The sequence below is a fragment of the Mycobacterium sp. AZCC_0083 genome (assembly GCF_014202335.1).
GTDB lineage: Bacteria > Actinomycetota > Actinomycetes > Mycobacteriales > Mycobacteriaceae > Mycobacterium.
Window position 1 is genome coordinate 163,566 of record NZ_JACHGP010000010.1, and the last position, 18,872, is coordinate 182,437.

Annotated in this window: 22 protein-coding genes and 1 pseudogene; 16 read left to right on the forward strand and 7 right to left on the reverse strand. The window is 68.1% G+C overall.

Annotated elements, in window-relative coordinates; all coding sequences use genetic code 11:
* Positions 1-30: 30 nt before the first annotated feature.
* From HNP02_RS24965 to HNP02_RS24975, 3 genes are all read left to right on the forward strand, one after another.
* Positions 31-192: a DUF4177 domain-containing protein gene (locus HNP02_RS24965; RefSeq protein ID WP_109860180.1), complete on the forward strand. Its 162-nt coding sequence runs from the start codon at positions 31-33 to the stop codon at positions 190-192.
* The gene (locus tag HNP02_RS24970; RefSeq protein WP_184443172.1) at positions 189-644 is read left to right on the forward strand and encodes a RidA family protein; all 456 of its coding nucleotides are present in this window, start codon (positions 189-191) and stop codon (positions 642-644) included. The genes HNP02_RS24965 and HNP02_RS24970 overlap by 4 nt, the downstream gene beginning before the upstream one ends.
* A 61-nt stretch (positions 645-705) precedes the next feature.
* Positions 706-1,482 carry an MBL fold metallo-hydrolase gene (locus tag HNP02_RS24975; protein WP_184443486.1) on the forward strand — a complete coding sequence of 259 codons (777 nt, stop codon included), beginning with the start codon at positions 706-708 and terminating at the stop codon, positions 1,480-1,482.
* A 73-nt stretch (positions 1,483-1,555) separates the two neighbouring features.
* On the opposite strand, the gene crp is transcribed toward HNP02_RS24975, so the two are convergent.
* Both crp and HNP02_RS24985 read right to left on the reverse strand, forming a co-directional pair.
* Entirely contained in the window at positions 1,556-2,230 is a 675-nt protein-coding gene (gene crp / locus HNP02_RS24980; RefSeq protein WP_029116887.1) for a cAMP-activated global transcriptional regulator CRP, read from the reverse strand.
* 101 nt (positions 2,231-2,331) lie between these two features.
* On the reverse strand, positions 2,332-2,652 hold the full coding sequence (locus tag HNP02_RS24985; RefSeq protein WP_184443173.1) for a hypothetical protein: 321 nt from the start codon (positions 2,650-2,652) through the stop codon (positions 2,332-2,334).
* A gap of 179 nt (positions 2,653-2,831) precedes the next feature.
* Here HNP02_RS24985 and nth point away from each other — a divergent pair, with 179 nt between their 5' ends.
* The 4 genes from nth to marP all read left to right on the forward strand — a co-directional run bounded on the left by nth (position 2,832) and on the right by marP (position 6,183).
* Entirely contained in the window at positions 2,832-3,512 is a 681-nt protein-coding gene (gene nth / locus HNP02_RS24990) for an endonuclease III (protein ID WP_184443487.1), read from the forward strand.
* A gap of 18 nt (positions 3,513-3,530) precedes the next feature.
* Complete coding sequence (locus tag HNP02_RS24995; protein WP_184443174.1) at positions 3,531-4,199, forward strand: TlpA disulfide reductase family protein; 669 nt, start codon at positions 3,531-3,533, stop codon at positions 4,197-4,199.
* Positions 4,200-4,270: 71 nt separating this feature from the next.
* The gene (locus HNP02_RS25000; RefSeq protein WP_184443488.1) at positions 4,271-4,999 is read left to right on the forward strand and encodes a CoA pyrophosphatase; all 729 of its coding nucleotides are present in this window, start codon (positions 4,271-4,273) and stop codon (positions 4,997-4,999) included.
* Positions 4,996-6,183, forward strand: a complete 1,188-nt coding sequence (gene marP / locus HNP02_RS25005; protein ID WP_184443175.1) for an acid resistance serine protease MarP — start codon at positions 4,996-4,998, stop codon at positions 6,181-6,183. The genes HNP02_RS25000 and marP overlap by 4 nt, the downstream gene beginning before the upstream one ends.
* Position 6,184: 1 nt before the next feature.
* Here the strand turns inward: marP and HNP02_RS25010 are convergent, their stop codons facing one another.
* Together HNP02_RS25010 and HNP02_RS25015 are read right to left on the reverse strand one after the other, a co-directional pair.
* On the reverse strand, positions 6,185-7,138 hold the full coding sequence (locus tag HNP02_RS25010; protein ID WP_184443176.1) for an alpha/beta fold hydrolase: 954 nt from the start codon (positions 7,136-7,138) through the stop codon (positions 6,185-6,187).
* A complete protein-coding gene (locus HNP02_RS25015; RefSeq protein WP_184443177.1) occupies positions 7,138-7,650 on the reverse strand; it encodes a phage holin family protein in 513 nt (170 codons plus the stop codon). Before HNP02_RS25015 ends, HNP02_RS25010 begins: the two co-directional genes overlap by 1 nt.
* Positions 7,651-7,845: 195 nt before the next feature.
* Here HNP02_RS25015 and HNP02_RS25020 point away from each other — a divergent pair, with 195 nt between their 5' ends.
* Complete coding sequence (locus tag HNP02_RS25020) at positions 7,846-8,508, forward strand: S1 family peptidase (protein WP_184443489.1); 663 nt, start codon at positions 7,846-7,848, stop codon at positions 8,506-8,508.
* 27 nt (positions 8,509-8,535) lie between these two features.
* On the opposite strand, the gene acs is transcribed toward HNP02_RS25020, so the two are convergent.
* Positions 8,536-10,497, reverse strand: coding sequence for an acetate--CoA ligase (acs, locus tag HNP02_RS25025; protein ID WP_184443178.1), 1,962 nt, complete (start codon positions 10,495-10,497; stop codon positions 8,536-8,538).
* Between the two features lie 126 nt (positions 10,498-10,623).
* Between acs and HNP02_RS25030 the strand changes: the two genes are divergently transcribed.
* Positions 10,624-11,391: an oxidoreductase gene (locus HNP02_RS25030; protein WP_184443179.1), complete on the forward strand. Its 768-nt coding sequence runs from the start codon at positions 10,624-10,626 to the stop codon at positions 11,389-11,391.
* A gap of 420 nt (positions 11,392-11,811) precedes the next feature.
* Here HNP02_RS25030 and HNP02_RS25035 read toward each other — a convergent pair whose 3' ends face one another.
* The gene (locus HNP02_RS25035) at positions 11,812-12,654 is read right to left on the reverse strand and encodes an HAD-IB family hydrolase (RefSeq protein ID WP_221318012.1); all 843 of its coding nucleotides are present in this window, start codon (positions 12,652-12,654) and stop codon (positions 11,812-11,814) included.
* Positions 12,655-13,090: 436 nt separating this feature from the next.
* On the opposite strand from HNP02_RS25035, the gene ssd reads away from it, so the two are divergent.
* The 7 genes and pseudogenes from ssd (at position 13,091) to HNP02_RS42965 (ending at position 17,612) form a co-directional block, all read left to right on the forward strand.
* Complete coding sequence (gene ssd / locus HNP02_RS25040; protein ID WP_304611013.1) at positions 13,091-14,146, forward strand: septum site-determining protein Ssd; 1,056 nt, start codon at positions 13,091-13,093, stop codon at positions 14,144-14,146.
* The gene (locus HNP02_RS25045) at positions 14,143-15,306 is read left to right on the forward strand and encodes a TadA family conjugal transfer-associated ATPase (RefSeq protein ID WP_184443181.1); all 1,164 of its coding nucleotides are present in this window, start codon (positions 14,143-14,145) and stop codon (positions 15,304-15,306) included. The genes ssd and HNP02_RS25045 overlap by 4 nt, the downstream gene beginning before the upstream one ends.
* On the forward strand, positions 15,303-16,085 hold the full coding sequence (locus tag HNP02_RS25050; RefSeq protein WP_184443182.1) for a type II secretion system F family protein: 783 nt from the start codon (positions 15,303-15,305) through the stop codon (positions 16,083-16,085). Before HNP02_RS25045 ends, HNP02_RS25050 begins: the two co-directional genes overlap by 4 nt.
* Positions 16,082-16,663 carry a type II secretion system F family protein gene (locus tag HNP02_RS25055; RefSeq protein ID WP_184443183.1) on the forward strand — a complete coding sequence of 194 codons (582 nt, stop codon included), beginning with the start codon at positions 16,082-16,084 and terminating at the stop codon, positions 16,661-16,663. Before HNP02_RS25050 ends, HNP02_RS25055 begins: the two co-directional genes overlap by 4 nt.
* Positions 16,664-16,733: 70 nt before the next feature.
* On the forward strand, positions 16,734-16,952 hold the full coding sequence (locus tag HNP02_RS25060) for a DUF4244 domain-containing protein (RefSeq protein WP_184443184.1): 219 nt from the start codon (positions 16,734-16,736) through the stop codon (positions 16,950-16,952).
* A 65-nt stretch (positions 16,953-17,017) separates the two neighbouring features.
* Positions 17,018-17,209, forward strand: a pseudogene (locus HNP02_RS43805) (TadE family type IV pilus minor pilin); the annotation flags it as partial.
* A complete protein-coding gene (locus HNP02_RS42965) occupies positions 17,118-17,612 on the forward strand; it encodes an Rv3654c family TadE-like protein (protein ID WP_309241693.1) in 495 nt (164 codons plus the stop codon). The pseudogene HNP02_RS43805 and the gene HNP02_RS42965, both read left to right, overlap by 92 nt.
* A 28-nt stretch (positions 17,613-17,640) precedes the next feature.
* Here the strand turns inward: HNP02_RS42965 and HNP02_RS25070 are convergent, their stop codons facing one another.
* Positions 17,641-18,714: a PAS domain-containing protein gene (locus HNP02_RS25070; protein ID WP_184443186.1), complete on the reverse strand. Its 1,074-nt coding sequence runs from the start codon at positions 18,712-18,714 to the stop codon at positions 17,641-17,643.
* Positions 18,715-18,872: the final 158 nt, after the last annotated feature.

The window sequence follows — 18,872 nt, forward strand, 5'->3', positions numbered from 1 at the left end:
GCGACCTCCCCGACCGATAGGCTCAGCGACATGAGCGAACCGACCCGGTGGGAATACGCCACCGTGCCCTTGTTGACACACGCGACCAAGCAGATTCTCGACCAGTGGGGTGAGGACGGCTGGGAACTGGTGTCGGTGCTGACTGGCCCGACCGGCGAGCAGCACGTCGCGTACCTGAAGAGGCCGAAATGAGCGCCTCGGCAAAGCTCGCGGAGCTGGGCATCTCGCTGCCAGAGGTCGTCACACCCCTCGCGGCGTACGTGCCCGCGGTGCGCACCGGGAACCTGGTGTACACGTCGGGCCAGGTGCCGATTCAGGATGGCGCTCTGGCCGCCGCCGGCAAGGTCGGCGCCGAGGTCAGCCCCGAGGACGGCAAGGCGCTGGCCCGGATCTGCGCGCTCAACGCGTTGGCCGCCGTGCATTCGCTGGTCGGCATCGACTCCGTCGTCAGGGTCGTCAAGGTGGTCGGGTTCGTCGCATCGGCGCCTGGCTTCAACGGCCAGCCCGGCGTGATCAACGGTGCCTCCGAGCTGTTCGGCGAGGTCTTCGGCGACGCAGGCGCGCACGCCCGGTCAGCGGTCGGGGTGGCCGAGTTGCCGGTGAACGCGCCCGTCGAGGTGGAACTAATCGTCGAGGTCGCGTGAGCGACTATCAGGCGGAGGTCGCGTGACCGCGTCCGGCGGGCAGGAGCGAAGCGACCCGGGGATATCACTGAAGCATCCTGCTTACGGCAAGCTGCGCCGCGTGACCGACACGGCGTCGGTATTGCTGTGCGACAACCCCGGCCTGATGACGCTGGACGGCACCAACACCTGGGTGCTGCAAGGGCCGGGCAGCGACGAGATGGTGATCGTCGACCCCGGGCCCGACGACGACGAGCACATCGGCCGGATCGCGAGTCTGGGCAAGATTCCGCTGGTACTGATCAGCCACAAGCACGAGGACCACACCGGAGCCATCGACAAGATCGTGGACCGCACCGGCGCGGTGGTGCGCGCGGTGGGTAGCGGGTTCCTGCGCGGTCTGGGTGGTCCGCTGTCCGATGGCGAGGTGATCGACGCCGCCGGCCTGCGCATCACGGTGATGGCGACACCGGGCCATACGGTGGATTCGCTGTCGTTTCTGGTCGACGATGCCGTGCTGACCGCGGACACCGTGCTCGGCCGCGGCACCACCGTCATCGACAGCGAGGACGGCAGCCTGCGCGACTACCTCGAGTCACTGCGGCGGCTACACGGCCTTGGACCGCGAGTCGTACTGCCGGGACACGGGCCGGATCTGCCCGACCTGGAGGCCGTCTCGTCGATGTATCTGACGCACCGCGAGGAGCGTCTGGACCAGGTGCGCGACGCGCTGCGGGTGCTCGGCGAGGACGCCACGGCGCGCCAAGTCGTCGAGCACGTCTACACCGACGTCGACGAGAAGCTGTGGGACGCGGCCGAGAAGTCGACCGAGGCGCAGCTGACCTACCTGCGCGCCTAGTCGGCGCGAGCAGACACAAACGGCCCTCATTCCGCGTGATTGAGGGCCGTTTGCGTCTGCTCGGCGGTAAAACCTAGCGGGCGCGGCGGGCCAGACGCTCGGAGTCCGAGATCAGCACGCTCTTGCCCTCGAGCCGGATCCAGCCGCGGTGCGCGAAGTCGGCCAGCGCCTTGTTGACCGTCTCGCGCGACGCCCCGACCAGCTGAGCGATCTCCTCTTGCGTCAGGTCGTGCGTGACCCGCAGTGCGCCACCCTCCTGGGTGCCGAACCGCTGAGCCAGTTGCAGCAGCTGCTTGGCGACCCGGCCGGGGACGTCGGTGAAGATCAGGTCGGCGAGGTTGTTGTTGGTGCGACGAAGTCGGCGGGCCAACACGCGCAGCAGTTGCTCGGCGATCTCGGGGCGATCCTTGATCCACGCCTTGAGCGCGTCGCGGTCCATCGACACGGCGCGCACCTCGGTGATGGTGGTGGCGCTCGACGTCCGCGGGCCCGGGTCGAAGATCGACAGCTCGCCGAACATGTCCGACGGGCCCATGATGGTCAGCAGGTTCTCCCGGCCGTCTGGTGACCGGCGGCCGATCTTCACCTTGCCCGAAATGATGATGTAGAGCCGATCGCCTGGCTCACCTTCGGCGAACACCGTGTGCCCACGCGGGAAGTCCACCGGGTGCAGTTGCTTGGTCAGCGCGGATACCGCGGTCGGTTCGACTCCCTGGAAGATTCCGGCCCTGGCCAGGATCTCGTCCACGTTGCCCCTCTTAAGCTGTTGGAAAATATGACACGCGCAGACCATCCCTTGCTGGATGGCTCGGCCAGTCTAATTGCAGGCCGCTTCGCGACGAGCCAACGCTACACACGATCGGCCTGTCGAGTCGCCCGAAATTCCGGATTACCTCCATGGTGGATGTAGATCCGGGTCGGCAAGTCCTGCTCGGACGCGGGGGATGCGCGGTGCTCGAGCCAGGTCTCGTAGGTGTCATACGCGTCGTCGACGATGTGATCGTCGGGCCGCGCCGGCGGCCGCGCGCAGTCGGCCTTGGCCTGCTCCAGAACCGCTGCAATGTCCTCCGGTGACACCGTGTCGCCTTCGAGGCCGGCTTCGAGTCGATCCAGCCCGAAGGTTGCCAGCATCAGCAACCCGGGGACGAATACCACCAGCAACCACGACACAAGGCTGTAGTAAACACGCCGAAGATCTCAGCCGGATCACGAAATGCCACCGGTCCAATCCGATTGATGTCGGTCGCGTCAGTAGGCTTGTTCGCGTGGCAGTCAAGGCGTCTGAAGGCAAGCGGTCCGCCAAGTTCGACACAGAAACCCACACCGGTCTGGTGCGTCGCGCCAGGCGAATGAATTGCACTCTCGCACAGGCGTTTCCGCATGTGTACTGCGAGTTGGACTTCACCAACCCGCTCGAGCTGACGGTGGCGACGATTCTGTCGGCGCAATGCACCGACAAGCGAGTGAACTTGACCACCCCCGCGCTGTTCCTGAAGTACCGCACTGCGGTGGACTACGCGAAGGCCGATCGCGAGGAGCTGGAGACCCTCATCCAGCCGACGGGGTTCTACCGGAACAAGGCAAACTCGTTGATGCGGCTCGGGCAGGAACTCGTCGAGCGGTTCGACGGCCGGGTGCCCAACACCCTCGACGAGCTGGTGACGCTGCCCGGCATTGGCCGCAAGACCGCCAACGTGGTCCTCGGCAATGCGTTCGACATCCCTGGCATCACGGTCGACACCCATTTCGGCAGGCTTGTCCGCCGGTGGCGCTGGACCGAGCTGGAGGACCCGGTCAAGGTCGAGTTCGCCGTTGGCGAACTCATCGAGCGCAAGGAGTGGACGCTGCTCAGCCACCGGGTGATCTTTCACGGTCGCCGGGTGTGTCACGCCAAGAAGCCCGCGTGCGGGGTCTGCGTGCTGGCCAAGGATTGTCCGTCCTATGGCACGGGGCCGACGGACCCGCTGACGGCCGCTGCGTTGGTCAAGGGACCGGAGACCGAGCATCTGCTGGCCTTGGCCGGTCTCTGACCTCAGCGTGACCACTCCATGAGCAGGACGGCGCGCTGGACCGTCGCCGTGCTGGTCGTCATCGTCGCGATCGGGGTCGCGTTCTGGCGTGAACTTGGGGACCGGGGGGAGGGAGCTTCGCCTGCCTCGTCGACCAGTCCCGGCACGGCCCGCGACCACCGGGATGTGGATACGCCTAAGGCGCTGGCCGGCCCTCGGGCGCGCGCCGATCTGCCGCCGTGCCCCTCCCAAGGGCAGGGCCCAGGCCCAGAGGCACTGCGCGACATCACGCTCGAGTGCGCGGGGGACGGCTCGATGGTGGACGTCGCGCGAGCCGTGGCGGGGCGCACGGTCGTGCTGAACCTGTGGGCCTACTGGTGCGGGCCGTGCGCCGACGAGTTACCCGCGATGGCCGAATACCAGAGACGGATGGGGCCTGCGGTGACGGTGCTGACCGTGCATCAGGACGAGAACGAGACGGCCGCCTTGACCCGGCTGGCCGAACTCGGCGTGCACCTGCCTACCCTGCAGGACGGGCGCCGTCTCGTCGCCGCCGCACTCAAGGTTCCCAACGTGATGCCCGCGACCGTCGTACTGCGATCGGACGGTAGCGTTGCCGAAGTCCTGCCCCGCTCGTTCGCCACCGCCGACGAGATCGCGGCGGCGGTGGATCCGAAGATCGGCCAGAACACAGGAGAGCCGGGTTGAGCGCTGGAATCAACTCCGAGCGCGACGGGAGCGGGCCCGTCCCCCTCGATCCCGCGGCCGCTCCGGCTTGGATGAAGCCCCTGGTCGACAACGTGGGCTCGGTGCCGAGTGCCTACCGGCGACGGCTGCCCGCCGACGTGCTGGCCGCGATCACCGCTGCCAACGCCGCCGCGACCTTGACCCGCACCAAGCGCGACGCTGCAGTGCTGGTGCTGTTCTCCGGCCCGTGGGACGCGCCGTCGGGCGGCCTTCCCGACGATGCGGACCTGTTGGTCACCGTGCGCGCGTCGACCCTCCGCCAGCATGCCGGCCAGGCGGCCTTCCCAGGAGGGGCCTCCGATCCCGACGACAGCGGCGCCGTGTTCACCGCGCTGCGCGAGGCCCGCGAGGAAACCGGCATCGACACCAGCAGGCTGCAGCCGTTGGTCACTCTCGAGCGAATGTTCATCCCGCCGTCGGGCTTCCACGTGGTTCCGGTGCTGGCCTACTCGTCCGATCCCGGCCCGGTGGGCGTGGTCGACCCTGCCGAGACGGCGATCGTCGCGCGCGTCCCGGTGCGCGCATTCATCAACCCGAAGAACAGGTTGATGGTCTACCGCGAGCAGAACACCCGCCGCTTCGCAGGTCCCGCGTTCCTGCTCAACCAGATGTTGGTGTGGGGTTTCACCGGCCAGGTGATCTCGGCGCTGCTGGACGTCGCCGGGTGGGCCGAGCCGTGGAACAGCGACGACGTCCGCGAACTCGATGCGGCAATGGCGCTAGTCGGCGGCGTCAGCGACTACGGTGATGGCCAACAATGACATCGTCTCAATGGCTTGATCTGGCCATCCTCGCCGTCGCCTTCGTCGCCGCCGTCTCCGGCTGGCGCTCCGGGGCGGTTGGCTCGCTGTTCGCACTTATAGGTGTGGTGCTCGGCCTCGTCGCGGGGGTGCTGCTCGCACCGCATGTGGTCACCTACATCAGCGGTGGCCGCACCCAGCTGTTCGCGACGTTGTTCCTCATCCTCGGACTGGTGGTGATCGGCGAGATCGCCGGTGTCGTGCTGGGTCGCGCGGTGCGCGGCGCCATCCGCAACCGGACCGTTCGGACGTTCGACTCGGTCGTCGGGGTCGGGCTGCAGCTCGTCGCCGTGCTGGTTGCCGCATGGCTGCTGGGGTCCCTGCTCACTTCGGCGGATCAGCCGAATCTGGCGGCGGCCGTACGCGGTTCACGTGTGCTGACCCAGGTCGACGATTTGGCGCCGAGCTGGCTGAAGCCGGTGCCGCAACGGATGAAGGCACTGCTGAACACCTCCGGGTTGCCCGAGGTGCTGCCGCAGTTCGGCCGGACGCCGATCGTCAACGTCGAGATCCCCGACGCCACGTTGGCCGGCGATCCGGTGGTCGCGGCCACCCGGCCCAGCGTGCTCAAGATCCGCGGCGTCGCGCCGAGTTGCCAAAAGGTGCTCGAGGGCAGTGGTTTCGTCGTCGCGCCGAACAGGGTGATGTCCAACGCGCACGTCGTCGCGGGCTCGGAGAGCGTCACCGTCGAGGTCGACGGCCAGACCTACGACGCCGGTGTGGTGTCCTACGACCCCAGCGCCGACATCTCCATCCTGGACGTGCCCAATCTGCCTGCGCCGCCGCTGCAGTTCGACATGCAGGAAGCGAAGTCAGGTACCGACGCCGTGGTGATGGGCTATCCCGGCGGCGGCGACTTCACCGCCACCCCGGCACGGATCCGGGAGGTCATCCGGCTCAACGGGCCCGACATCTACCACACCACGACGGTCACCCGTGAGGTCTACACCATCAGAGGCACGGTCCGGCAAGGTAATTCGGGCGGTCCGTTGATCGACAAGGGCGGCGCAGTGCTCGGCGTCGTCTTCGGCGCCGCGGTGGACGACGCGGACACCGGGTTCGTGTTGACCGCCGACGAGGTGGCCAGGCAGATGGCCAAGGTGGGCAGCACCCAACGGGTGCAAACCGGGGCCTGCATCTCCTGAGTTAGGTGCGGTGCACCTGCGCGAGGAACCGCGACAGCTGTTCGTTGACTTCGGTCGGTGCCTCTTCGTGCGCGAAATGCCCTGCGCCCGCAATGGATACGTACCGGCCGTGCGGAGCGTAGTGCTGGGTTTTGTACACCGGATCGGCCAGCACGTAGGGGTCGGCGTCGCCGCGCATGTGCAGCACGGGAACGTTCAGTGGGCGCTTCATCGACTTCATGAAACGTCGGCCCTCGGCACGCAGTTGGCTGCGCAACGCCCAGCGTTGGTACTCCAGTGCGGAATGCGCTGCCGACGGGATCCGCACGGCCCTCCGCAGATGGCCAATCGTCTCCGAGAAGTCTTCTGAGGCTTGCCATTTGCCACTCGATCGGCTGCGGACGAGCAGTTCGAGTTCGGCTGCGTCGTGGCGGGTCAGCTTTCGCTCCGGCCAGAACGGCACCTGGTAGCGCAGCATCCCTGGCAGAAGGGCAAGACCCTGGTCGCGTCGAGTCAGCGCCGAGGCCCGCAACGCCACCGGGTGCGGCGAACTGACCACCGCGATCGCGCGCACCGACCGCGGATGCAGCACCGACGTCGCCCAGCACACCAGCCCACCGTCGGCGTGACCGATCAGCGTTGCGGTGCTGTGTCCGAGTGCGCGCACCAGGCCCGCGGTGTCGCCGGCCAGCGTCCAGCCGTCGTAGCCGCGCGGGGGTTTGTCGCTGCCGCCGTAGCCCCGCAGGTCGACGGCCACCACGCGCGCTCCGGTCAGGCCGCGCAGTTGGTGGCGCCACGACCACCAGAACGAGGCGAACCCGTGCAGGAGTATCACCAACGGTCGCTCGGCGGACTCGGCGGGACGGTTCTCGGTGGGTAGCGCTTCGACGACGTGGAAGCGAATCCCGTTGGCGTGCACGTCGAGATGACGCCATGGACCGTCGATATGCGTCATCGACGGATCGGGAGGGGGCACTACCAGCCTGATGGATCTGCGGTCGACGCGCCGTTGGTCGAAGTGATCGCCTTGCCGGGCTTGTCGCCGCCGGGGGTCAGGGCCGCCCGTGTCTCCTTGACCGATTCGATGGTCTGCTGGGGCCCGCGGATTCGGCGCACCTTCAAATACCCCAGCACGGCGAACGCCGCGGCGGTCAACACCATGACGGCGAACACGATCAGGAACGCGACCCACCGCCACAGCCACGTGTCGAGGAGTTCGGCGGCGAAGAAGAAGAAGAAGAACGTCGAGTAGAACAACACGACGAGCGCCAGGATGAAGTAGACGCTGCCGGTGAGGCCCTTCTTCACGTCACGGGTGATCTCGGCCTTGGCGAGTTCGACTTCGGCACGCACCAGTGTCGACACCTGCGTGGTGGCGTCCTTGACGAGGTCGCCGATCGAGGGATCGGGTACCGACGCGTGTGGATCCACCAGCGGAATCGAAGTGACTGTGGTCGGCACGCCGTTCCTACGGTCGCCTGTGCTCACGGACGAGTCCTCCCCGCGTCGAGACCAAATTGGGATGTGCAGTGCGTTCATGTTGCCATGTCGCGCCCGGCTCGACCTCCCCGGCCGACGTTAGACTCACGGGGTTTGGCGAGAATTCGGACGGGGCAGTCGACGGAGGTGGTGTTGAGACATCGCTGGCACGACACTGCCATTGCAGTCGTCGTCGCGGCAGCCCTGACCGTCGCGTTATTGGTCCTGACCGCGCCGTTCGCCGGCGCCGTTGACCCCGTTGCGCTTGGCGGTGGCTCCGGCATCGTGATCGACGGCGATACGTTCTGCACGCTCACCGCGATCGGCAACGACAACAAGGGCAATCTCATCGGGTTCACGTCCGCACACTGCGGCGGGCCCGGCGCCAAGGTCGCCGCCGAAGGCGCCGAGGACCACGGCGTGCTCGGCACCATGGTGGCGGGCAACGAAGGCCTCGACTACGCGGTCATCCAGTTCGACCCGACGCTGGTGCGACCGGTCGCCGAGGTAAACGGCTTCCGCATCGACGGCATCGGACCCGACCCGGTGTTCGGCCAAGTGGCGTGCAAGCTGGGCCGCACCACCGGCTACTCCTGCGGCGTCACGTGGGGGCCTGGCGACACGCCAGGCACCATCGTCAACCAGGTGTGCGGGCAGCCGGGCGACTCGGGGGCGCCGGTGACCGTGGACAACCGTCTCGTCGGGATGATCCACGGAGCGTTCAGCGAGGACCTGCCGACCTGCGTGGTGAAGTTCGTGCCGCTGCACACCCCCGCGGTGACGGTGTCGATCAACGCCGTCCTCGCCGACATCACCGCCAAGAGCAGGCCCGGCTCGGGATTCGTGCCGGTCCCCTCTGCCGCCTGAAGCCCTGCCGCCTGAAGGCAGGCGCCCCTACTTCGTCGCCCTGATCGCCTCGAACACGCTGGGGTCGACCAGCGTCGAGGTGTCGCCGAGTTCACGACCCTCCGCGACGTCGCGCAGCAGGCGGCGCATGATCTTGCCGCTGCGGGTCTTCGGCAGTTCGGGCACGACGTGGATCTCGCGTGGACGGGCGATCGGCGAGATCTCGGTGGCGACTTGCTTGCGCAACTCGTCGATCATGTTCTCCCGATCTTCTGCAGCCGCCGCTGCAGAGGCCTTGAGGATGACGAACGCGCAGATCGCCTGACCGGTGGTGTCGTCGCTGGCTCCCACCACGGCGGCCTCAGCCACCCCCGAGTGCCCGACGAGCGCGGACTCCACCTCAGCCGTCGAGATGCGGTGCCCGGACACGTTCATCACGTCGTCGATGCGGCCGAGCACCCAGATGTTTCCTTCGGCGTCGTAGCGCGCGCCGTCGCCCGCGAAGTACCAGCCCTGCTCGGCGAACCGCGACCAGTAGGTCTCCTTGAACCGCTCGGGATCTCCCCAGATGCCGCGCAGCATCGACGGCCACGGCTTGTCGAGGACGAGGTATCCGCTTGGCTGCTCGCCGTGATCGGCGCCGGGATCGAGTTGGTTGCCGTCGTCGTCGACGATCTTGGCCGAGATGCCGGGCAGCGGGGTCATCGCCGATCCTGGCTTGGCGGCCGTGACGCCGGGTAGCGGCGAGATCATGATCGAACCGGTCTCGGTCTGCCACCACGTGTCGACGATCGGAGTCTTGTTGCCGCCGAAGGCATCCCGGTACCACCGCCACGCTTCGGGGTTGATCGGCTCGCCGACCGAGCCGAGCAGGCGCAGGCTGGTCAGGTCGTGTGCGGCGGGGATCTGACGCCCCAGCTTCATGAACGTGCGGACCAGGGTGGGTGCCGTGTAATAGATTGTGACGCCGTATTTTTCGATGATCTCGAAGTGCCGATGTTCGGTGGGTGAGGTCGGCGTGCCCTCGTAGACCACCTGCGTCACGCCGTTGGACAGCGGACCGTAGACGATGTAGGTGTGCCCGGTGACCCAGCCGATGTCAGCCGTGCACCAAAACACGTCAGTGTCCGGCTTGACGTCGAAGACGTTGAAGTGGGTGTAGCTGGACTGCGTCAGGTATCCGCCGCTGGAGTGCACGATGCCCTTTGGCTTGCCGGTGGTGCCCGACGTGTAGAGCAGGAACAGCGGATGCTCGGCGTCGAACGCTTCGGGCGTGTGCTCGGCGGACGCGGCGTCGACCACCTCGTGCCACCACAGGTCGCGCCCCTCGGTCCACTCCACGTCGATCCCGGTGCGCCGCACCACCAGGACGTGTTCGACCGTGCCGTCCGCCGACACGGCCTCGTCGACGGCTTCCTTCAGGGATACCGCCTTTCCGCGCCGGTACTGCCCGTCGGTGGTGATGACCAGCTTGGCCTCGGCATCCTCGATGCGGGCCTTCAGCGCGGTCGCGGAATAGCCGGCGAACACCACCGAGTGCATGACGCCAAGCCGCGCGCAGGCCAGCATCGCGACGATCGCCTCGGGCACCATCGGCATGTAGATGGCGGCACGATCGCCGGCCACCAGGCCCAGGTCCGTGAGTGCGTTCGCAGCCTTGCTGACCTCGGCCAGCAGCTCGGAGTAGGTCAGGGTGCGGCTGTCGCCGACCGGCTCGCCCTCCCAGTGAATGGCCACGCGGTCACCGTTGCCGGCCTCGACGTGGCGGTCGACGCAGTTGTAGGCGACGTTGAGCTTGCCGCCGACGAACCACTTGGCGAACGGTGCGTCGGACCAGTCGAGCACCTCGGTGTACGGGGTCTCCCATGACAGCCGTTCGGCCTGTGTGCCCCAGAACGCCAAACGGTCCTGTTCGGCCTGGTGATACAGGTCGACGGTCGCGTTCGCGTTGGCAGCGAAGTCACCAGGCGGTGGGTAGGCAGACTGAGCTTCGGTGTGCGTCTCCGACATGGCTGTGAGCGTAGTCACCCGACGTTGCGTGAACGTTGGCAGCTCACGGCGATGCCTGCGGGCGGCACGTCTGCTGCGACGAACGTCAAGGAACCCGGGCCCAACGGTCGGCTAGCGTGTGCTGCCGTGACGGATCCGCTAGCCCCGCTGGCCGAGTTGCCCGGCGTGGCCGAAGCGTGCGACGAAGCCAGAGAGGCGCTCGGCAGGGCGCATCGGCACCGGTTCAACCTTCGGGGCTGGCCGACGACGGCTGCGGAGGCCGCGATGCGGGCGGCGCGCGCGTCGTCGGTGCTGGACGGCGGATCGCTGACGATCGGCACCGGGGATGGCAAGGGGAGCGAAGCGACGGGAGATGTGCGCGCAGACCCCGTGCTGGCTGGTGCGCTGCGGGTGGCCGAGGCGCTCGAGGGTGGCGCCACCGCGCTGGTCGGCGTGTGGCAGCGGGCGCCCATGCAGGCGATCGCGCGGCTGCATGCGTTGGCCGCCGCCGATCTGACCGACGACGACCGGCTGGGCAGGCCACGGCCGGACGCCGACGTCGGGCGTCGTCTTGAACTGCTCGGAGACATCATCGCCGGCGCGCGGGTTCCGGCTCCGGTGCTGGCCGCCGTGGCGCACGGTGAGCTGCTCACGCTGGCACCGTTCGGGGTCGCCGACGGTGTGGTGGCCCGCGCCGTCTCGCGGCTGATCACCATCACCAGCGGATTGGATCCGCACGGCCTCGGCGTTCCCGAGGTCTATTGGATGCGTCAGTCCGGTGACTATCGCGCCGCCGCACGGGGGTTCGAGTCCGGTACCCCCGCCGGCCTGACGGCGTGGATCCTCGCCAGTTGCACGGCATTCCACGCGGGCGCACGGGAGGCGTTGGCGATAGCCCAGGCGGCTTCGGAATGACCCGTCAGCAAAATGAAGCGGGCGACGCTCCGAAAATAGTTCGGCTCGTCGCCCGCTAGCACGGACTCCGGTTACCAAGCGTGCTTGGTGGGTTGCGTGGGACGACCTCGGCGTTCTTGCAATGCGCTATACGTGCAACCCCACCCAAAGGGTCATCCTCGTACTCCGCTTTTCGCAATTACGCAGGCCCGCAACACTTTTGCCATTATCGCGGCTTTTGCTCCGCGTGGGTGCCGGGTTCCGTGCTGGGTTGCCTGGCTCGGGAGTTCGCGCCTTCTCTTCCGGCTCGACCTTGGCCTTGCCCGGCTTCCGTGCTTCCTTTGTACTCCGTGACCGCGGTCACATCAAGTGCCAATTCGGTGGTGTCGCCGGATCGTTACGACGCCTAGCTCAGCTACCTTCCGGTAGGTGCGGGACGCGTCAGGGGGCGAAACGCCGCAGCAGCGAGTACGTCAGGGCGCCTGCCGCCAGTGCGCTCACGCTGACGGCCACGGTGGTCGCGACGGCGGCGCCCGACGGCGCGCCGGGAAGGCGGTCGCGCAGCGAGACCGGCCGGGAGAACGTCTGCGTCGGCCAGTCACGCGCTGCCGCTTCCTTGCGCAGCGCGCGGTCGGGATTGACCGCCGTCGGATGACCGACGGATTCCAGCATCGGCAGATCGGTGATCGAGTCCGAGTACGCATAGCAGTGTTCGAGTGCATAGCCTTCGCGGGCGGCGAGCTCCTTGATCGCCTCGACCTTGCCCTCGCCGTAGCAGTAGAACGCCACCTCGCCGGTGTACTTGCCGTCCTCCACCACCATTCGGGTGGCCATCGCATGGGTCGCGCCGAGCGCGCGGGCAATCGGCGCGACGATCTCCTCGCCCGATGCCGACACGACGACGACGTCGCGGCCGCACAGCTTGTGGTCGGCAATCAGATTTGCGGCTTCCGCGAACACCAGCGGGTCGACGATTTCGTGCATCGTCTCGCCGACGATCGACTTCACCTGTTCGACGTTCCATCCGGTGCACATGTTGGTGATGTAGGAGCGCATCCGGTCCATCTGTTCGTGGTCGGCGCCCGACATCAGGAACAGGAACTGCGCGTACGCGGATTTCAGGACCGTCTGTCGATTTATTAGCCCTTGATCGAAGAAGGGTCTGCTGAAGGCCAACGTGCTCGACTTGGCGATGACCGTCTTGTCGAGATCGAAGAAGGCGGCGGTCCGGACGGGCAGGCCCGTCGTGGTGCCGCTTCCCAGCTTGGTCGGATCCGCCAGCAAGCCGTCCGCCGCTTGGTCGGATGCGCTCACAGTCTCAGCATAGGTGCCGCGGGCATGACGGGGGTTGGCGGCTCCGCTCAAGTGGCAGTCAATGTCACGTGGCCGTTGCTGCAACTTTCCAGGTCACAGGGTTGTTGCGTGTGAAAGCAGGACTTGCCACCCTCCAAGTAAGCGTGTGTATAGTGAGCATTACTCGGCTTATGCCGGGTGTGCATCAGCCCGACCCCCCGGGGCTGATACACGACGACCTCCGCCTCCTCCCCCCCTGGCGGGGGTCGTCCCTTTTCTGGGGTCTTTTTCTTCCGCTCGAGCGCACTCGCCGAGCCGCGCCGCCGGCAAACTTCGCCGTTGAGGCCTTTGTACACAGATCCGATTTCGTCCACAGATGGCTTCGCTGGCGTAGCGATTCGTCGTCACGCTCGCTCAGAGTGGGGTGATGAACACCAGTGGCGGGATCCTCGCATTGGTCGCGGATGCGGACCTGCGCAACGAGGTCGACCGCGTCGGCGCGGCCGTCGGGATCCGGGTCGTGCACGCGTCCGAACCGTCCAGCCGCAAGGTGTGGGAAGCCGCTTCGGCCGTCGTCCTCGACGTTGAAACCGCCTGCCGCTGTGCTGAACTCGCCATGCCGCGTCGCGGTCGCGTCTTCCTCGTCGGACGTTCCGAGCCGCGGCAAGGGCAGTGGGAAGCGGCGATCGCCGTTGGGGTTGCGCGGGTGCTGGTCCTGCCGGGCCAAGAGGCCGATCTGGTCGCCGAGCTCGCGGATGCGGTGGAGTCGCGACGGGCCGAGCGTCACGGTGCCGTCCTCGCGGTCATCGGCGGGCGCGGCGGTGCCGGAGCATCGGTGTTCGCAACGGCACTCGCCTTCGCCGCACCGACGGCGCTGCTGGTCGACGTGGATCCGTGGGGCGGTGGCATCGATTTGGCGGTCGGTGGGGAAGCAGAGGCCGGGCTGCGCTGGCCCGACCTGGCGTTGCAGGGTGGCCGGCTCGACTACGCGGCCCTACACGACGCACTCCCGACCCGCGACGGCGTGACGGTGCTCTCCGCAGGCCGCGCGCCCAGCGAGGTCGACGCGATCGCACTCGGCGCGGTCATCGACGCCGGCCGTCGCGGCGGCACCACCGTCGTCTGCGACCTTCCTCGACGAGCCACCACCGTCGTCGAAGCCGCGTTGGACGCAGCCGATCTGGTGGTTCTCCTGACCCCCGCAGACGTTCGGTCGTGCGCCGCCGCAGCGGCCACCGCGCAATGGTTGGTGGCCTCCAACCCGAACGTCGGTCTCGTGGTCCGCGGGCCGTCGCCGGGAGGATTGAGCTCGGCCGACGTCGCGCAGATCGTTGGGCTGCCACCGCTGGCCGCGATGCGGACACAACCTGGCGTGGCGGCCATGCTCGAGCACGGCGGGTTGCGCCTGCGTCGCCGTTCGCCGCTGGCGTCGGCGGCCCGACGGGTGCTCACGGTGCTGCCCCAGCGGGTGGGGGCGGCGTGAATACTTCTCTCATCGACCGGGTCAGGGAGCGGCTGGCCGCCGAGTCGGCGTCGCTTCGGCCGAACGTGGTCGCCGCCGCCATCCGCGCGGAATCCGGTGGCGTGCTGGGTGATACCGAGGTATTGAGCAACCTGCGGGTCCTGCAAACCGAACTGACGGGGGCGGGAATCCTCGAGCCGCTGTTGCGCGCCGACGGCACCACCGACGTGCTGGTCACCGCACCCGACGCGGTATGGGTCGACGACGGAAACGGATTGCGTCGCACTACGATCCGTTTCGCCGATGACGCCGCGGTCCAGCGCCTGGCACAGCGTCTCGCACTGTCGGTCGGGCGGCGACTCGACGAGGCACAACCGTGGGTCGATGGGCAGTTGACCGGTCTTGGCATCGGCGACCTCGTGGTGCGGCTGCATGCAGTGCTCCCTCCGATCGCGGGCGGCGGCACGTGCCTGTCGTTGCGGGTGCTGCGGCCGGCCACCCAGAATCTCGACGCGCTGGTCGGAGCGGGCGCCATCGCCGCGGACGCACGCGGGCTGCTCGCCGAGATCATCGGTGCGCGATTGGCATTCCTGGTCTCTGGCGGCACGGGCGCGGGCAAGACCACGTTGTTGTCCGCCGCGATGGGCACCATGCCGCCCGATGAACGCATCGTATGCGTCGAGGACGCACCGGAATTGGCGCCGCGGCATCCGCACCTAGTCCGGTTGGTCGCGCGGTGCGCGAACGTCGAGGGCATCGGGGAGGTGACGGTGCGGGACCTGGTCAAGCAGGCCCTGCGGATGCGCCCCGACCGGATCGTGGTCGGTGAGGTGCGCGGCGGCGAAGTAGTCGATCTCCTGGCCGCACTGAACACCGGCCACGACGGGGGCGCCTGTACCGTGCACGCAAACAGTCCCGCCGAGGTGCCGTCCCGCCTCGAAGCCCTCGCCGCACTCGGAGGTCTGGACCGGTCGGCGCTGCACAGCCAGCTCGCCGCCGCGGTCCAGGTGCTTCTGCACGTGAGCCGGGACCGCGGCGGGCGCAGGCACCTGGCCGAGGTCGCCGTGCTGCGGCGCGGGTCGGACGGATTGGTGAGCGCGCTCACCGCTTGGCATTCCGAACGCGGATTCGCCGACGGCATGGCGGATTTGAGCAGTCTCGTGGCGCGGGGGCGGGCGTGAGTGTGGCCGCCGTCAGCCTCGCGCTGGCCCTGTTGATCGCGCCGGGTCCGCCGCGGCGACGACTCGGGTTGCGGGACGTCCCGAGACCAGCGCGACGCCCCGCGTGGATACTCGCCGGCGTTCTGTGCGTCATCGCTCTAATCCTCGTCGTGCCGATCACGGTGGTCGTGGCCTTCGCGATCCTGGCGCTGACGTTGGCCGCACGGCGACGGCGGGCCGTCCTGAGCGCTCGGCGTGCCGCGGAATCCGATGCGCTGCAGGGGGCACTCTCCGTTCTGGTCGGTGAACTACGGGTCGGCGCCCACCCGATCGCCGCCTTCGAGACGGCAGCGGCCGAGGTGGACGGTCCCGTCGCCACCAGGTTGAACGAGGTGGCGGCGCGGGCGCGGTTGGGTGCCGACGTCGGGGCAGGGCTGAGAGATGTTGCAGCACAATCGATGCTGCCAGCACAGTGGGAGCGTCTGGCGGTGTGCTGGCAGCTGGCCCAGGCGCACGGCCTGGCGATCGCGACACTGATGCGCACCGCACACCGCGACATCGTCGAACGGGATCGCTATGCGTCCAGGGTGAGTGCGGGCATGGCGGGGGCCCGCGCTACGGCGGTGATCCTGGCCGGGCTCCCGCTGCTGGGCATCGGCCTCGGTGAACTGATCGGTGCCGACCCGGTGCGCTTCCTCCTGTCCGCCGGTCTCGGTGGCTGGCTGCTCGTCATCGGCGTCGTCCTGGCGTGCTGCGGGCTGGCGTGGTCGGACCGCATCACCAACCGGGTGCTGACATGAGTTGGGCCGCAATGCTGCTGGCCGCGGCGCTGCTGATCGGGGGTAACTCCGCGCGGGCCGGGCAGTTGCTCGACCGGGCGAAGGGTGCGTCCCTTCCGCGGCCACCGGCATCCGAGCGGTCCCGCGACCCGCTTGCCGTCGCATCCAGCCTCGACGTCTTCGCAGCCTGTCTGACCTCGGGCATGGCCGTGGCCACAGCAGCCGCCGCGACGGGACCGTCCGCCCCGCACCCGTTGGCCGGGGTGCTGGTGCGGGCAGCGGATCTGCTGACGCTCGGTGCTGACCCTGCCACCGCATGGACGGATGTCGGCAGGCCTGCGGATCAACGGATCGAGGCGCTCCTTCGCCTGGCGCGACGGTCGGCGGCGTCGGGCACGGCGCTGGCGCAGGGCGTGAGTGAGCTGGCCGAGCAATCCAGGCTCGATGCCGGTGACGCAGCACAGGCCGCCTCCGAGCGTGCTGCGGTCCTGATCGCCGGGCCACTCGGCCTCTGTTATCTGCCTGCCTTCCTCTGCTTGGGCATCGTGCCAGTGGTCGTGGGCCTGGCCGGTGACGTGTTGCGGTCAGGTGTGTGGTGAGCGGGCCTGCCGGGTTGTCGCTTCGCGGACGTGCCGCGAGTGGGAGGACGAATGAGGGGGAAACACGAAGATGAACAATGTCTTTCGGCAGTTGAACGTCTTTCGGCAGTTGAAGGTTCGGTTGACGATGCTCGTGATCGACGAGTCCGGGATGTCCACGGTCGAATATGCCATCGGGACGATCGCCGCCGCGGCGTTCGGCGCCATCCTCTACACCGTGGTGACCGGCGACTCGATCGTGAGTGCGCTGACCAACATCATCACCCGGGCGCTCAATACCAACGTCTGAGAGACGATGCGGGCGGTGTCACGGTCGAGGCGGCGTTCGCCGTCGCGGCACTCGTCGTGGTCCTGGTGTTGTGCCTCGCTGGGCTCACGGCCGTGGCCATGCAGGTGCGGTGCGTGGACGCGGCGCGAGAGGCCGCGAGGCTGGCGGCGCGGGGTGACCAGCGTGGTGCCTCCGAGGTGGCGCGCACGGTCGGCCCGGCCGGGGCGGGTTTGGAGGTGCGCCGCAGCGGCGGCCGCGTCATCGCGCGGGTCGCCGCGAGATCGCCACTGCTGCCGGGGATCACCATCGCGGCCGAAGCAGTCGCGGCGATCGAACCCGGATCGCAGTGACCGGGGTTCGTCCACGCTGCTGGCGGTGGCGATGATGGCGGTGATCCTTGCCGCAGTTGGTGCCGCGATGGTGGTCGGGTCGGCGATGATCGCCAGACACCGCGCGCAGTCGGCCGCCGACCTCGCCGCGCTGGCCGCGGCGGGCAGGCTCGCCGCGGGGCAGAACACGGCGTGCGAGTGGGCGGTCTCGGTCGCCGATCGGATGAACGCACGCGTTACCGCATGCGCGGTGGAGGCACTCGACGTCGTGGTCAGTGTCGACGTGGATGCGGCGCTCGGGCGGTGGGGGTTGGGTACGGCGCGGGCCGCCGCGCGGGCGGGACCGGGTTGATGTGACTCAGTAGCAGGGGAATCCGCGCTTAGGTACGGCCTGCCTTCTTCTTGCCAGCTCGCCCCTTGCGGGTGCCGCGGGACTGCGGAGCTTCGGCGGCGACGGCGAGTTCGTCGTCGGTGGGCAGGCGCAGCGAGAGCAGTCCAGCGAAGGTGTTCTCCTCGAGTTCGACGCGGTGCGCGGTGACGTGGATGGGCGTCCAGCCACCGTCGCGCGCGCGCAACCGCAACACGCGGGATGCTGACCCGTCCTCGAAATCCGTTGTCATCGACGTCATCTCGACTTCATCGTCGGGATGCACCATCGGCGCGCCCTTCTCGCTGGCGCGCCAGTCGTAGAACGGGCACGGATCGTCGAGCCACTTGAGTAGGGTCCACGACGAAAGATCGACGAGCGCGCGATGAACACCAGGTTGGGCAAGGCCGTTCAGAATTCGCTGCGCGAGGTCATTCGGTGCCACCACCACCTCGACGCGCGCACTGCGCCAGTTCATCGCGCGACAGACCAACAGGTCGTGGCCGGCGTCATCGCGCTCGACCATGACGCGGGCGGTGAAACCCACGGTGATCGGATTGCCCGCGTGGTCGCTGATGTCCCAGGTGCTGCAGAAGGTGCGGCCAGGCTCGGGCTTGATCACGGCCGACAGCACTTCCGCCTCGCTGGGGTTGAGATCGCGGGTGGGCAGATCCTCGGCGAAGGCGCGGCCATGGGTTTCCTCGACGGACGGGTCTAGCCCGCTGTTGTAGAGCGATTCCGGAGTGTCCGTGGCGATTCGATTGGTCAGGTCCCATTTCAGCGGTCCTGGGATGCCGCGCGGCGGCGGATCGACGTCGGGTGGGCCCACCCATACGTGGACGCCGTGAATGCGGCCGTCCGACATCTGCACGACCTCGGTGCGAATCACGCGGTCGTTCTTCGGCGTGATGCTGCTCAGTGGCAGGCCCGCCCGAACGGTCTCGCCGATGGCCGTTCGAATCGCCATCAGGTTCGGGTTCCGGCGCAGGAAGGCGCTGATGGGGACGAGATTCTTGGTCTGCTGGCCCTGTGCCACCACGGTCGGCTCGGCACCAAGTGTTTCCACGAGGAGCCAATCCGGTGTCATGGCGGAATAGTACCGGTCAGCTAACAGCGGGCCGGGAGCCAAACGCGCAACGAAATCCGTAGGTATTGTCGCGCCCCGGGCACGCGGTGAGCTCCGAGAACGGTCGAAATGGGTTTGCGCGCACCCATGCCAGGCGGTATTTTGCGTGAGCACCCGGT